The following is a 14,696-nucleotide window of genomic DNA, read 5'->3' as shown; positions in this document are numbered from 1 at the left end:
GGCCTGCACATGCTCCCTAACACCCTCTCCGCGCGCACGGCCAGGCGTTTGCGCCTGCAGGTAATGCGTGGTCGCGTCGGCCTGGGCCTGGTCGCGGCCCTGTCGGTGCTGGCCGGCATGACCGATGCCATCGGTCTGCTGGCGCTGGGCGATTTCGTGTCGTTCATGAGCGGTAACACCACACGCCTGGCGGTAGCCATCAATGAAGCAGACCTGGCCCTTGTGCTACGCCTCAGTGGCGCGGTACTGGGCTTCGTCGCGGGCAATACGCTGGGTGTGCTCCTGGCTCGCGGATTGCGCCGTCGAGCCTGGCCGGTGCTGTTGGTGGTTGCTGCACTGCTGGCTTTCGCGGCAGCGTGGCCGTTGTCGGCCACCTTCCCCGCGCTGTTGGCGGCCACGCTGGCCATGGGCATGCTCAATGCTGTAGTCGAGCAGGTGAATGGCCTGCCCATTGGCCTGACTTACGTGACCGGCGCCCTGTCGCGTTTTGGCCGCGGCCTGGGGCGTTGGCTGCTGGGCGAGCGGCGCGATGGCTGGCGAGTGCAGCTGGTGCCTTGGGCCGGGATGTTGCTGGGCGCCGCGCTCGGCGCCTGGTTGCAAAAACACCTGGGCCTGCAGGCGCTGGCCGGCAGTTGTGCGCTGGCCTGCGTGCTGGCACTGGTATCGCGGTTCATACCGCGTTCCTGGCAGCGTGGCTACATGCCGCGCTGATCATTCGATACGCGGGTGCTGCTGCGCCAGTTTTTCGCGCTTGGCTTCCAACTCGGCGATCTGCGCATCGATGTCCTCGATCTTCTGCTCGATGTTGTCGTGGTGCTCCTGCAGCAGTTCACGCGCCTCTTCGATGTCTGACGCTGCGGGTGCGGCGCCGCGCAGTGGCTTGTTGGCGGTTTCCTTCATGGTCAGGCCGGTGACAAGGCCGACAGCAGCGATCACCATCAGGTAATAGGCCGGCATGTACAGGTCATTGGTGGTCTCCACCAGCCACGCAGCGAGGGTTGGGGTAAGGCCGGCGATCAACACCGAGATGTTGAAGGCGCTGGCCAGTGCGCTGTAGCGGATGTGCGTGGGGAACATGGCCGGCAGCGTCGAGGCCATCACGCCGATGAAGAAGTTCAGCAGCACGGCAATGATCAGCAGGCCGGCGAAAATAAGCCCAAGCACGCCACTGTTGATCAGCATGAATGCCGGAATGGCCAGGGCGCACAGGCCGACACTGCCAACAATGATGAACGGTCGCCGGCCAAACTTGTCACTGAGCAGGCCGATGATCGGTTGCACGAACAGCATGCCGACCATGATCGCGATGATGATCAGCACGCCATGGTCTTCGCTGTAGTGCAGGTTGTGCGACAGGTAGCTGGGCATGTAGGTAAGCAGCATGTAGTAGGTGACGTTGGTGGCAATTACCACGCCGATGCAGGTCAACAGGCTGCGCCAGTGCTGGGTAGCCACCTCCTTGAACGACACCTTGGGCCCGGAGGCCAGGCCTTCACGATCGCCCTGTTCCAGCTTGTCGACGTGCTGCTGGAACGCTGGTGTTTCTTCCAGCGCGTGGCGCAGGTAAAGGCCGATGATGCCCAACGGCAGGGCAAGGAAGAACGGCAGGCGCCAACCCCAGTCAAGGAACTGCTCTTCACCCAGAACCGTGGAAATGAGCACCACCACCCCTGCGCCCAGTACAAAGCCGGCAATCGAACCGAAATCCAGCCAGCTGCCGAGAAAGCCGCGCTTGCGGTCGGGTGCGTACTCGGCAACGAAGATCGAGGCGCCGGTATATTCGCCACCCACCGAAAAGCCCTGGGCCATCTTGGCCAGCAGCAACAGGATCGGCGCCCAGATACCGATGCTTGCATAGGACGGTATCAGGCCGATGGCGAAGGTGCTCAGGGACATGATCACGATGGTCGCGGCGAGGATTTTCTGCCGCCCGAACCTGTCGCCCAAGGCGCCGAAGAACAACCCGCCAAGCGGCCGGATCAGGAACGGCACCGAGAAGGTGGCCAAGGCCGCAATCATTTGCACGCTGGGATCGGCATTGGGGAAAAACACCTTGCCCAAGGCATAAGCGACAAAACCGTATACGCCAAAGTCGAACCACTCCATGGCGTTGCCCAGCGCGGCGGCTGTGATCGCCTTCTTCATCTTGGCGTCGTCGACGATGGTGATGTCCTTCAGGCCGATTGGCTGGACGCTTTTCTTGCGAGGTTTCATTCCTGTGTCCCTGTCGATGAATGCTCTAAGGGATCAGATACAACGGGACACTAAATAATTCAGCGCTTACTGTTTTTTTGTGGCACTACTCAACGGCGCCCCAAAAAAAAGCCGCTGCGATGGCAGCAGCTTTCATGCCGAAGGCCTGACTTCAGATACCTTCGCGCGCCAGGTCCATGGCGAAGTAGGTCAGGATCAGGTCGGCACCGGCACGCTTGATCGCGCCAATGCTTTCGCGCACCACCCGGCCTTCGTCGATGGCGCCAGCCAGCCCGCCGAACTTGATCATCGCATACTCGCCACTCACCTGGTACGCCGCCAGTGGCAGGCGCGAAGCGGCGCGGATGTCAGCGATCACATCAAGGTAGGCACCGGCCGGCTTGACCATCAGCACGTCCGCCCCTTCCTGCTCGTCGAGCAGCGACTCGCGCACCGCTTCGCGGCGGTTCATCGGGTTCATCTGGTAGCTTTTGCGGTCGCCCTTCAGTGCAGTGCCGCCGGCCTCACGGAATGGGCCATACAACGACGAGGCGAACTTGGTCGAGTAGGCCATGATCGCGGTGTCGTGGAAACCGGCACCGTCCAGGGCACTGCGGATCGCCTGCACCTGGCCGTCCATCGCCGCCGAGGGGGCAATGAAGTCGGCACCGGCAGCAGCGGCGATGATTGCCTGCTTGCCCAGGTTGGCCAGGGTGGCGTCGTTGTCCACGCCATGATCATGCAGCACGCCGCAGTGGCCATGGCTGGTGTATTCGCAGAAGCAGGTATCGGACATCACCACCATTTCCGGCACAGTGTCCTTGCAGATACGCGACATGCGCGCAACCAGGCCGTTTTCGTTCCAGGTGTCGCTGCCATCGGCATCCAGGTGGTGCGATACGCCAAAGGTCATCACCGACTTGATACCGGCGCGGGCATAGCGCTCGATTTCCTGGGCCAACCGCTTCTCGGGGATACGGTTGACACCGGGCATGCTGGTGATCGGCACGAAATCATCGATGCCCTCTTCGACGAAGATCGGCAGGATCAGGTCTTCAAGGCGGAACTCGGTTTCCTGGAAGATCGTGCGCAGGGACTCGTTCTGGCGCAGGCGGCGTGGACGAACGGACGGGAATTGGTTGGACATGACAGCTCCAGGGAATTTGAACGGCGTATACCTTATGCCTGTCGCGCGCCAGTGAAAAGGCTAAATGACGAGATTGTGTCTTGCGTCAATGGCAACGGCCGGGGTTTGCCTGTGTTGGCCTCTTCGCGGGTAAGCCCCGCACCTACAAATCCCGTAGGAGCGGGTTCACCCGCGAAGAGGCCTGCACAGGCACTCAATTACTGCAGCCAGGGCGGCGTCGGCTCCTCTGCCTTGGCCGGCCCATGCTCCGCCTCGGCGCGTGCTGCACGGCGGCGAGCGTCGTCCAGACGGGCGGCGTCGATCTCGCGCATCACACCGGTTACGTCAGCTTCATGTTCGTCATCCTCGAACACCCCGGTCAACGGGCTGTCGGGCAGTAACTCGCCGGCCTCGTACAACGCCCACATCTCCTGCGCATAGCGGGTGCTTTTCAGCTCCGGGGCAAAGCGCCCGAAATAATGGGCCATGTTGTCCACATCGCGCTGCAGCATGCTGAAGGCGTGATTGTTGGCAGCTGCATCCACTGCCTGCGGCAGGTCGATGATCACCGGCCCGTCCGGGCCGAGCAGCACGTTGAACTCGGACAGGTCGCCATGCACCATGCCGGCGCACAGCATCAACACGATCTGGCGAATAACGAAGGCGTGGAACGCGCGGGCATCCTCCGCTTCGAGGTGTACGTCGTTCAGGCGCGGGGCCGCATCGCCATCGGCATCGGTGACCAGCTCCATCAAGAGCACGCCGTCCTGGAAGTCGTAAGGCTTGGGCACCCTCACACCGGCGGCAGCCAAACGGAACAGCGCTGCCACTTCGGCGTTCTGCCAGGCATCTTCGGCCTCTTTGCGGCCGTACTTGCTGCCCTTGGCCATGGCCCGGGCCTGACGGCTGTTGCGTACCTTGCGGCCCTCTTGGTATTCGGCGGCCTGGCGGAAACTGCGCTTGTTGGCTTCCTTATAAACCTTGGCGCAGCGTACCTCGCTGCCACAGCGCACCACGTACACAGCGGCTTCCTTGCCACTCATCAACGGCCGTAGCACTTCGTCGACCAGGCCGTCTTCGATCAGGGGTTCGATTCTTTTAGGTGTCTTCATCAGGCTGCGTTCAGGGTCCTGGCTTTGTTGGCGAACATCCTCTCACAGCCTGATGCGACTTGCTCGTCTGTCTTCAGACCGAACGATTCAGGCGCCCTGCCCTACGCCAGCAACGGCCACCCTGCGCGCCCGGCGTCGGGTCACCAGCAACCCCGAGCACACCACCAGCACCGCCAGCACCATGGTCGAAACCACTTCCAGGCGATGGTCCGGCCGGAACAGCATCAATACCAGGACGCCGCTGATGAACAGGATCACGCCCCAGGTCAGCCACGGGAACAGCCACATGCGGTAACCCAGTGTCTTGCCCTGCGCCGTCAGGCGCTGGCGCAGGCGCAACTGGGAAATGGCGATGACCAGATACACCAGCAAGGCAATGGCGCCGGAGCTTGCCATGAGGAAGCCAAACACCTTGGCTGGCACCAGGTAGTTGGCGATCACCGCCAGGAATGCAGCCCCCGTCGACAACAAGACTGCCACTACGGGTGTACCACTGCGGCTGGTTACCTGGGCGCAGGCCGGGGCATCACCACGGCGGCTAAGCGAATAGACCATGCGCGAGGCGGTGTACAGCGACGAGTTGAGGCAGCTGGTCACCGACGTCAGCACCACGAAGTCGATAATGGCCTTTGCATTTGGCACGCCGAGGGTGTCCAGCACCGTGACATAAGAGCCTTCGGTAGCCAGGCGTGGGTCGGTCCACGGCACCAATGCGATGACGATGAAGATCGACAGGATGTAGAACAGCGTTATCCGCCAGATCACCGAATTGGTGGCCTTGGAAATATGCTTGCCCGCCTCGTCGGATTCAGCCGCAGCAATGGTCACCACCTCGGCCCCGAGGAACGAGAACATGGTGATCAGCATCGCGCTCAGCACCGCACCAAAGCCGTTGGGCATGAAGCCCCCCGCATCCCACAGGCGCGAGACGCCGCTGACGCCGGACCCCGGCAACAGGCCGAAAATGGCGCAAACACCCAGGGCGATGAAGCTGACGATGGCCACCACCTTGACCAGTGCCAGCCAGAACTCGAACTCGCCGTAGTTCTTCACGCTGAACAGGTTGGTGGCCGTCAGCAGCAAAGTGATCACCAACGACAACACCCAGATCTCCATCTGCGGGACCCAGGAGTTGATGATGGTAGCGGCGATATTGGCCTCGATCGGGATGATCAGCACCCAGAACCACCAGTACAGCCAACCGATGGTGTAACCGGCCCACTTGCCGATGGCCAGGTCAGCGTAGGTTGAGAACGACCCGGTGTCCGGGGACGCAACAGCCATTTCGGCCAGCATACGCATCACCAGCACCACCAGGCCGCCCGCCAGGATATAGGCCAGGATGGTAGCCGGCCCCGCTTCGGCGATGGCGCGGCCAGAGCCGACAAACAGCCCGGCGCCGATCACGCCGGCAATGGACAGCATGGTGACATGCCGTGATTTCAATCCATGACTCAAATTGTTCTTGTGGGTTTGCATGGCGCTACCTTGTTGTTTTTGTCATGCCCACGCAGGGGCCGCCGGCTGCACGTCACCGACGCAGGCGCGAAAAAGCCCGCCCTGCCCTGAATGGTGAGCAGGGCAGTACGGGTTGAGTAAAACGAAACCGCAGGAGGTGTTACCGGGGGGTCAGCTGGCAACCCTCTGGCTGGCCGACAGGTCGGCCTTGGGGAAGCTGCCGCCCTGCAGGCTGACCTGCTCGCACACCTTCTCGACGATGTAGGCGCCGATCGGTATGGCTGAGGTGGCGGCTGGCGACGGTGCGTTGCACACGTTGACACTGCGCGCGGTGTTGACGAACAGGAAGTCGTCGATCAGCTTGCCGTCACGCGACACCGCCTGGGCACGCACGCCGGCCGGGTAAGGCGTGAGGTCGGCTTTGGTAATGCTCGGGCAGTACTTCTGCACCTGCTTGAGGTACCCGCCCTTGAACAGCGAGTTCTTCATCTCGATCAGGCCCGGGCGGAAGTTCTTCGCCAGCACCTTGAGGATGCCGGGCGTGGTCAGGGTCTGGAACAGGTCGCTGGGGCTGACATCGGTCTTGCGGTAGCCCTCGCGCTTCATCGCCAGCACAGCATTGGGGCCTACGGTGACGGTGCCGTCGATCATGCGGGTCAGGTGCACCCCCAGGAAAGGCATCGACGGGTCGGGAATCGGGTAGATCAGGTGGTTGACGATCTGATTGTGCTGCTTGGGCAGCAGGTAGTATTCGCCACGGAACGGGCAGATCACGAACTCGGTACGCAGACCGAGCATGCTCACCACGCGGTCGGCCATCAGCCCCGAGCAGGTCACCAGGAAACGGCTGCGCAATTCATCACGTGGGGTGCGCACGATCACTTCATTTGCCTGCTCCTGCAGGCCGACCACTTCTGCGCCATAGCGGATTTCGCCGCCGGCACGCTGGAACTCTGCGCCCATCGCAGCGGTGACCTGGGCGTAGTTGACGATGCCGCTGGACGGTACAAAGATGCCCCCCATGCCGACGATGTTGGGCTCACGCTCGCGCAACTCGTCCGCTGACAGCCAGTAGCGTTCCAGGCCATTGGCCGCCGTGCGCTCCCACAGCGCCTTCATGCGCTGCATTTCCAGGTCGTTGGTGGCTACCAGCAGCTTGCCGCACTCATCGAAACGGATGCCGTGCCGGGTGCAGAAGGCTTTGGTCGCCTTGTTGCCTTCCAGGCAGAAGCGCGCCTTGAGGCTGCCGGGGGTGTAATACACGCCGGCGTGGATCACGCCGCTGTTATGGCCGGTCTGATGGCGGGCCGGGCCGGACTCTTTCTCCAGCAGGAGAATCTTCGCGTCCGGGTAGACCTTGATCAGGTGCATGGCCGTGGACATGCCCACAATCCCGCCGCCGATAATGATGAAATCGTACACAGCCTTACCTCACACGCAGGCATTGCCTGGCAGGCTCACCAAGGCCCGCATGGGGCCTGGTGGCATTATTTTGTGCAAAAACGCGTGGGCGGGCGCCCGCCCCGCGCCCTGTCATTATTGCCCGCGCTGGTACAGCGGCTTGGGGAAGGCGACATAACCACGCTGGCGCATCAGTTCGCGGCGCAGGCCCTCGTGCGGGGTGAAGCGATCGCGGCCATGCAGCCAGAACAGGTTGTTGATCAGCAGGAAACTGCCTACGCCTACCGGTACCGAGACTTTCTTGCCACTGCCTTCCAGTGACTCGGACAAAGCGTTCAGCCAGATACCTTCCTCGTAGTTTTCCGGCTGCACGAATTGGTCAATGTAGCGCATGGTCGGCCGGCCTTCGGCATCGGTGTCGAATACCGAATGGAACACATCTTCGGCCACCTTTTTACTCGGCGGTGCGGTCCAGCGCATTTCGCGACGGGCCATCGGGTGACGGAAGAACGCCTCGCACTGCTCCCAGTCGTCCAGGTGCAACAGCAGCGAGTTGCCGCCTTCCATGTTCTTTTCGTCGATCTTCAGCATCAGCACGTAGTCGGTGATCTGGTTCACGAACGTGCCGTCGTTGTGCAGCTCCATGACACGGTGCGGCTGGCGCAGGTAGCTGTCGGAGTTGTCGCTGTTGACCACCACGAAGCGCGCATAGAACTGGCCGCTCATGGCGTCATAGTTGGACCGGCCGATCAGGTGTGCACAGGCGGTGGTGAACTTGACCATGTCTTCGGCCTGGCTCACGTCATCCAGGCCGATCGGGGTAATCAGCATGCCGCCGGTGGCGCGGTCGAGGATGGTGTTGAGCAGCACCGGGCGCAGCGTGCCCTGGCACAGCTCGTCAAGGATTTCGCCTACGCGAAAACGCAGGAACGACTTGTACTCCAATGCTTGCACCGGCCATTGGGCAACGGCCTGCACGAACGCCTCGACAGTTTCCCGGGCAAAGGTCAGTTCAAGCAGGCGCGGCGACTGTTTCGAGGGCGCGATGGCGTAGCCCTGCGGTTCGAGCGGCAGTGGCATGACAAGTTCGTCGATCTGCGTAAAGGCGTTCATGGCAGTGTCCTGGCTAAAAAGTAGGTGGCGCCGTCCGGTCATGACCTGGATCAGTGCGGGCGAGCTAAAAATATCGCTACTAAACAAGAATGTCTACATTTTTCTTATTCAGCGACACTATCCGTGTTTGTCCATTGTTTTTCGCCGGCAGAGGGTTTCGGTATGATCGGCAAAACGTTTTGAGGAACAGGATTTTGGAAGCGCTCGCCCCCCGACAAAACTCAGCATTCAGCGGGTATGAGAGGCTCAAGAAGGACATCATCCGCGGGGTGTTCAAGCCCGGTGAAAAGCTGTTGATGAGCGCCCTCAAGGAACGCTACGACCTGGGCGTGGGCCCGCTGCGCGAAGCACTCTCGCAGCTGGTGGCCGAACACCTGGTCAATGCCATCAGCCAGAAAGGCTATCGGGTAGCGCCCATGTCGCTGGAGGAAATGAACGACATCTACGACGCCCGCGCCAACCTGGAAGCGATGATCATTGCCCTGGCCATCGAGCGCGGCGACGACGCCTGGGAGGCGTCGGTGCTGGCCCACTCGCATACCTTGGCCAAGGTGGTGGAAGTCAAAACCCGCGAGCAGCGGCTGGATGTGTGGGACGAGCGGCACAAGGCATTCCATGCTGCCATTGCTTCGGGCTGCGGCTCCAAGCACCTGCTGCAGGCACGCACCTACCTGTTCGACCAGGCCGAGCGCTACCGCCACCTGTGGCTGACGCAGACGGTGTTTTCCGAACAGGCGCTGGCACTCAAGCGCCAGGAACATGCGGCACTGGTCGAAGTGATCCTCGCCCGTGATGCCAAACGCGCCAGCGCCATGATGCGCTCGCACCTGATGACACCGGTACCGATCATTGCCCAGATCATGCACGCCGAAGGCATTGGTGCACGCTAGATGAATTTTTCTTAAATCGCCGGTTGTCTATTCTTTGGCACAATCAGATCTCTATTAGATGCCCAGGAACCAGCATGCCTCGCGTACTGACCATCGAAGACGACGCCGTCACCGGCCAGGAAATCGTCGCCGAACTTACCAGCCACGGCCTGGAAGTGGATTGGGCCGACAATGGCCGTGAAGGCCTGGCCAAAGCCATTGCGGGCGGCTACGACCTGATCACCCTGGACCGCATGCTGCCCGAGGTCGACGGCCTGACCATCGTCACCACCCTGCGCAACCTCAAGATCGCGACGCCGATCCTGATGATCAGCGCCCTCTCCGACGTCGATGAGCGGGTGCGCGGCCTGCGTGCCGGTGGAGACGACTACCTGACCAAGCCGTTCGCCTCCGACGAAATGGCCGCGCGCGTCGAGGTATTACTGCGCCGTAACAGCGCACCTACGACCCAGACCCGCTTGCAGGTTGCCGATCTGCAGCTGGACCTGATCAGCCACGAAGCGCGGCGCGGTGACAACACCCTCAACCTGTTGCCCACCGAGTACAAGCTGCTGGAATACCTGATGCGCCACAGCGGCCAGGTGATCACGCGGATGATGATTTTCGAGGAAGTCTGGGGCTATCACTTCGACCCGGGCACCAACCTGATCGACGTGCACATCGGCCGCCTGCGCAAGAAGATCGACTCACCCGGCCAGTCGCCGCTGATCCGTACCGTACGGGGCTCCGGCTATGCCATTGCTGAACCCGTCTAAAGGCTGGAGCTCTTCTACCAGCCGCTTGCTGGCGCTCTACAGCTTTCTGTTCGTGGCCTGGAGCAGCATCCTCATGGGGGTGCTGTACTTCGAGGTCTCCAGCTACCTGAACAAACTCACCCGTCACTCCATGCTGCAGCGCCAGCACCTGTTCGCCCACATGAGCGGCAAGCAACTGGACGACGCCCTGATTGCCAGCCAGGCCTTCGAGGAGCGCAGCTTTGACGCCTACGGCCTGTTCGACAGCCAGCTCAACCCGATTGGCGGCACCGTGCGGGCCTTGCCCCCAGAGCTCAGACTGGACGGCAAGATCCATGAGTTGGAACGCTGCCTGGATGCCGACGACCCACGCATGCCCCGCGACAGCTGCGACGCGGTGGCAATCAAGGTACAGGACGGCCGGTGGCTGGTGCTGGTGCGTGACAATGGCTCGCTGTTCGTGGTTACCCGGATCATCCTGCACGCCCTGCTCTGGGGCATCTCGCTGACCCTGATCCCGGGTTTTGCCGGTTGGTACCTGCTCCGGCGCAGGCCGCTCAAGCGTATACGTGCGATTCAGGCCCAGGCCGAACTGATCGTCGCCGGCGACCTGACCCACCGCCTGCCGCTGTCGGCCCGCCGCGACGAGCTGGACATGCTTGCGGCGATCGTCAATGCCATGCTCGACCGTATCGAACGGCTGATGCATGAGGTCAAGGGTGTATGCGACAACATTGCCCATGACCTGCGCACCCCCCTCACCCGTCTTCGTGCCCAGCTGTACCGTATTCGCCAGCAAAGCGACGTGGATTCTGCGCAAGCCGAAGCGCTGGACCAGGCCATCGGCGAAACCGACACCTTGATGGCGCGCTTTCGCGGGTTGTTGCGCATCAGCGAGCTGGAAGACCGCCAGCGCCGCGCCGGCTTCGTCCAGCTTGACCCGCATGAGCTGCTGGTAGAACTGCACGATTTTTACCTGCCATTGGCCGAGGATGGCGGCATTCATCTGCAATTGCACCAACCCGCGCAGCTACCAGCGTTGCACGGTGATCGCGAGCTGCTGTTCGAGGCCTTGGCGAACCTGGTGGGCAACGCGATCAAGTTTACGCCCGAGGGTGGTCGGGTGCGCATAAGCGCCACGCAGGATGACAACGGCGTGCACATGGCGATCGAGGATAGCGGGCCAGGTATTCCCGAAGACGAGCGAACGGCTGTACTGAAACGGTTCTATCGCAGCGATGAAGGCCACCGCCATGCTGGCTTCGGGTTGGGGTTGTCGATCGTGGCGGCGATCGTCGACCTGCACGGGTTCGGGCTGGAGATTGGCGAGAGCGAATTGGGTGGGGCCAGGCTGGTATTGCACTGCCCGCTCGCCGGTCTAGGTAAATAAAAGCTGGGGCCGCTTTGCGGCCCTTCGCGGGCACGCCCGCTCCCACAGAGATAACGCACACCTGAAATGTCGCGCCAAGCTGTGGGAGCGGGCGTGCCCGCGAAGGGCTGCAACACAGCCCCAGTTGCTTTAGTCAGCCAGACGCCAGGTAGTCGTGCCCTTGCTGTCTTCCAGCACCACACCCATGGCAGTCAGCTGGTCGCGAATGCGGTCGGACTCAGCCCAGTTCTTGTCCGCACGTGCCTGCAGGCGCGCCTGGATCAAGCCCTCGACTTCAGCCGCATCGACCTTGCCTTCGGCACCGGCACGCAGGAAGTCATCGGCCTCCAGCTGAAGCACACCCAGTACATCCCCCAGCTCACGCAGTCGACCGGCCAGACCGGCAGCCGCTTCCGGGTCGCTGTCACGCAGGCGGTTGATCTCGCGCACCAGGTCGAACAGAACGGCACAGGCTTCGGGGGTGCCGAAGTCGTCGTTCATCGCCACGCTGAAGCGCTCGACAAACGCTTCGCCACCCTTGGCCGCCACCCGTGGCAGGCCGCGCAGGGCGTGGTAGAAGCGCTCCAACGCGCCCTTGGCATCCCGCAGGCTGTCTTCCGAGTAGTTGATCGCGCTGCGGTAGTGGCTGGCCACCAGCAGGTAGCGCACCACCTCCGGGTGGTACTTCTCGAGTACGTCGCGGATGGTGAAGAAGTTGTTCAACGACTTGGACATCTTCTCGCCGTTGATACGGATCATGCCGCAATGCATCCAGGCATTGGCGTACTGCTTGCCAGTGGCCGCCTCGCTCTGGGCAATCTCGTTTTCGTGGTGAGGGAACTCGAGGTCGCTGCCGCCGCCGTGAATATCGAAGCTCTCGCCCAGGCAGCAGGTGGACATCACCGAGCACTCGATGTGCCAGCCCGGGCGACCCGGGCCCCATGGCGATTCCCAGCTCGGCTCGCCCGGCTTGACGCCCTTCCACAGCACGAAGTCCAGCGGGTCCTGCTTGGCTTCGTCGACCTCGATGCGTGCACCGATACGCAGGTCTTCGATCTTCTTGCGCGACAGCTTGCCGTAGCCGACGAACTTGCCGACCCGGTAGTACACGTCGCCATTGCCTGGCGCGTAGGCGTACCCCTTGTCGATCAGGGTCTGGATCATCGCATGCATGCCGGCGATATGGTCGGTGGCACGCGGCTCCTGGTCCGGCGGCAAAATGTTCAGGCGGCGCTCGTCTTCGTGCATCGCGTCGATCATGCGGGCGGTCAGGGCGTCAAAACTTTCGCCGTTCTCGTTGGCCCGGTTGATGATCTTGTCATCGATGTCGGTGATGTTGCGCACGTAGGTCAGCTCATAGCCACTTTTGCGCAGCCAGCGGGTGACCAGGTCGAAGGCCACCATGCTGCGGCCATGGCCCAGGTGGCAGTAGTCGTATACGGTCATGCCGCACACGTACATGCGCACCTTGTTGCCATCCAGCGGCTTGAAGGTTTCCTTCGTTTTGCTCAGGGTGTTGTAGATGGTAAGCACGGCGGTTCCTCAGCTGCCCCAGGAGTCACGCAGGGTGACAGTGCGGTTGAACACCGGGCGACCCGGCTGGCTGTCTTTCAGGTCGGCGCAGAAGTAGCCTTCGCGCTCGAACTGGAAGCGGTCCTCGGGCTGCGCCTGGGCCAGCGACGGCTCGGCACGGCAACCGCTGAGCACTTGCAGCGAAGCAGGGTTGATGTTGTCCAGGAAGCTGCCGCCCTCCTCGGTCTTTTCCGGGTTCGGCGAGCGGAACAGGCGGTCGTACAGACGCACTTCGCACTCGACGCTGCCCTCGGCCGGCACCCAGTGGATCACGCCCTTGACCTTGCGGCCTTCAGGGTTCTTGCCCAGGGTGTCCGCGTCGTACGAGCAACGCAGTTCGACGATATTGCCGTCGGCGTCCTTGACCGCTTCGTCAGCACGAATCACGTAGCTGCCGCGCAGGCGCACTTCACCGGCCGGTTCCAGGCGCTTGTAGCCCTTCGGCGGTTCTTCCATGAAGTCGTCGCGGTCGATGTACAGCTCGCGGGAGAATGGCAGCACACGCACGCCCATGTCTTCCTTCGGGTGACGTGGCAGCTCAAGCTGCTCGACCTGGCCTTCCGGGTAATTGGTGATGACCACTTTCAGCGGGCGCAGCACACACATCGCGCGTGGCGCGGTGCGGTCCAGGTCGTCACGGATGCTGAACTCGAGCATCGACATGTCGACCACACCGTCGGAACGGTTGGTGCCGATCATTTCGCAGAAGTTGCGGATCGAAGCCGGCGTGTAGCCACGGCGACGGAAGCCGGACAGGGTCGACATGCGTGGGTCGTCCCAGGCGTCGACGTGCTTCTCGTCAACAAGCTGCTTGAGCTTGCGCTTGGAGGTAATAGTGTAGTTCAGGTTCAGGCGGCTGAACTCGTACTGGCGCGGGTGTGCCGGCACCGGCAGGTTGTCGAGGAACCAGTCGTACAGCGGACGATGCCCTTCGAACTCCAGGGTGCAGATCGAGTGGGTAATGCCCTCGATGGCGTCCGACTGGCCGTGGGTGAAGTCGTAGTTGGGGTAGATGCACCACTTGTCACCGGTCTGATGGTGGTGGGCATGGCGAATGCGGTACAGGATAGGGTCGCGCAGGTTCATGTTTGGCGAGGCCATGTCGATCTTGGCCCGCAGCACACGCTCGCCATCCTTGAACTCGCCGGCCTTCATGCGGGCGAACAGGTCGAGGTTTTCTTCCACGCTGCGCTCGCGGAACGGGCTGTTCTTGCCCGGCTCCTTGAGGTTGCCGCGGTATTCCTTGGCTTGCTCGGGAGTAAGGTCGCAGACGTAGGCCTTGCCGCGCTTGATCAGTTCGACCGCCCAGTCGTGCAACTGGTCGAAATAGTCGGAGGCATAGCGCACGTCGCCGCCCCACTCGAAGCCCAGCCATTTGACATCGCTCTGGATGGCGTCGATGTACTCCTGGTCTTCCTTGGCCGGGTTGGTATCGTCGAAACGCAGGTGGCAGACGCCGCCGAACTCCTTGGCCAGGCCGAAGTTGACGCAGATCGACTTGGCGTGGCCGATGTGCAGGTAACCATTGGGCTCCGGCGGGAAACGGGTGACGATGCTGCTGTGCTTGCCCGAGTCCAGGTCGGCCTGGATGATCGGCCGCAGGAAGTTCGCAGGGACAGCGGGGGCGCCTTTGGCAGCGGCGTTGGGCGCGTTGTCGGCAGTGGGCTTGCTCATAGGATCCTTGAATGCGTGTGTCCAGCCTGGGTAGGCCGATTGAATCAAAGGGCC

The 14,696-nt window shown here is 62.2% G+C and carries 12 protein-coding genes; 4 read left to right on the top strand and 8 right to left on the bottom strand.

Annotated elements, in window-relative coordinates; translation table 11 throughout:
• Positions 1–9 precede the first annotated feature (9 nt).
• A complete protein-coding gene (locus LVS58_RS09270; protein ID WP_233690812.1) occupies positions 10–711 on the top strand; it encodes a YoaK family protein in 702 nt (233 codons plus the stop codon).
• Here LVS58_RS09270 and proP read toward each other — a convergent pair whose 3' ends face one another.
• The 6 genes from proP to glaH all read right to left on the bottom strand — a co-directional run bounded on the left by proP (position 712) and on the right by glaH (position 8,403).
• Positions 712–2,214, bottom strand: a complete 1,503-nt coding sequence (proP, locus tag LVS58_RS09265; protein WP_233690811.1) for a glycine betaine/L-proline transporter ProP — start codon at positions 2,212–2,214, stop codon at positions 712–714.
• 151 nt (positions 2,215–2,365) lie between these two features.
• Complete coding sequence (gene hemB, locus LVS58_RS09260; RefSeq protein ID WP_233690810.1) at positions 2,366–3,340, bottom strand: porphobilinogen synthase; 975 nt, start codon at positions 3,338–3,340, stop codon at positions 2,366–2,368.
• Positions 3,341–3,537: 197 nt separating this feature from the next.
• Entirely contained in the window at positions 3,538–4,431 is an 894-nt protein-coding gene (locus LVS58_RS09255; protein ID WP_233690809.1) for a PA4780 family RIO1-like protein kinase, read from the bottom strand.
• Between the two features lie 87 nt (positions 4,432–4,518).
• The gene (gabP, locus tag LVS58_RS09250; protein ID WP_233690808.1) at positions 4,519–5,910 is read right to left on the bottom strand and encodes a GABA permease; all 1,392 of its coding nucleotides are present in this window, start codon (positions 5,908–5,910) and stop codon (positions 4,519–4,521) included.
• A 150-nt stretch (positions 5,911–6,060) separates the two neighbouring features.
• Positions 6,061–7,311 carry an L-2-hydroxyglutarate oxidase gene (gene lhgO, locus LVS58_RS09245; RefSeq protein ID WP_233690807.1) on the bottom strand — a complete coding sequence of 417 codons (1,251 nt, stop codon included), beginning with the start codon at positions 7,309–7,311 and terminating at the stop codon, positions 6,061–6,063.
• A gap of 114 nt (positions 7,312–7,425) precedes the next feature.
• Positions 7,426–8,403, bottom strand: a complete 978-nt coding sequence (glaH, locus tag LVS58_RS09240; RefSeq protein ID WP_233690806.1) for a glutarate dioxygenase GlaH — start codon at positions 8,401–8,403, stop codon at positions 7,426–7,428.
• A gap of 194 nt (positions 8,404–8,597) precedes the next feature.
• Between glaH and csiR the strand changes: the two genes are divergently transcribed.
• The 3 genes from csiR (at position 8,598) to LVS58_RS09225 (ending at position 11,417) form a co-directional block, all read left to right on the top strand.
• Entirely contained in the window at positions 8,598–9,293 is a 696-nt protein-coding gene (csiR, locus tag LVS58_RS09235) for a DNA-binding transcriptional regulator CsiR (protein WP_233690805.1), read from the top strand.
• Positions 9,294–9,367: 74 nt separating this feature from the next.
• The gene (locus tag LVS58_RS09230; RefSeq protein ID WP_233690804.1) at positions 9,368–10,048 is read left to right on the top strand and encodes a response regulator transcription factor; all 681 of its coding nucleotides are present in this window, start codon (positions 9,368–9,370) and stop codon (positions 10,046–10,048) included.
• Positions 10,026–11,417 carry a sensor histidine kinase gene (locus LVS58_RS09225; RefSeq protein ID WP_233690803.1) on the top strand — a complete coding sequence of 464 codons (1,392 nt, stop codon included), beginning with the start codon at positions 10,026–10,028 and terminating at the stop codon, positions 11,415–11,417. The genes LVS58_RS09230 and LVS58_RS09225 overlap by 23 nt, the downstream gene beginning before the upstream one ends.
• 129 nt (positions 11,418–11,546) lie before the next feature.
• Here the strand turns inward: LVS58_RS09225 and cysS are convergent, their stop codons facing one another.
• Together cysS and LVS58_RS09215 are read right to left on the bottom strand one after the other, a co-directional pair.
• Positions 11,547–12,929 (bottom strand): cysteine--tRNA ligase, encoded by a 1,383-nt coding sequence (gene cysS, locus LVS58_RS09220; protein ID WP_233690802.1) that lies wholly within the window; start codon positions 12,927–12,929, stop codon positions 11,547–11,549.
• 9 nt (positions 12,930–12,938) lie between these two features.
• Entirely contained in the window at positions 12,939–14,642 is a 1,704-nt protein-coding gene (locus LVS58_RS09215; RefSeq protein ID WP_233690801.1) for a glutamine--tRNA ligase/YqeY domain fusion protein, read from the bottom strand.
• Positions 14,643–14,696 lie beyond the last annotated feature (54 nt).

The organism is Pseudomonas sp. JR33AA, from assembly GCF_021378985.1.
Taxonomy (GTDB): Bacteria; Pseudomonadota; Gammaproteobacteria; order Pseudomonadales; family Pseudomonadaceae; genus Aquipseudomonas; species Aquipseudomonas alloputida.
Note: the sequence above shows the minus strand (reverse complement) of the source record. Positions and strands in the feature narration are given on the sequence as shown.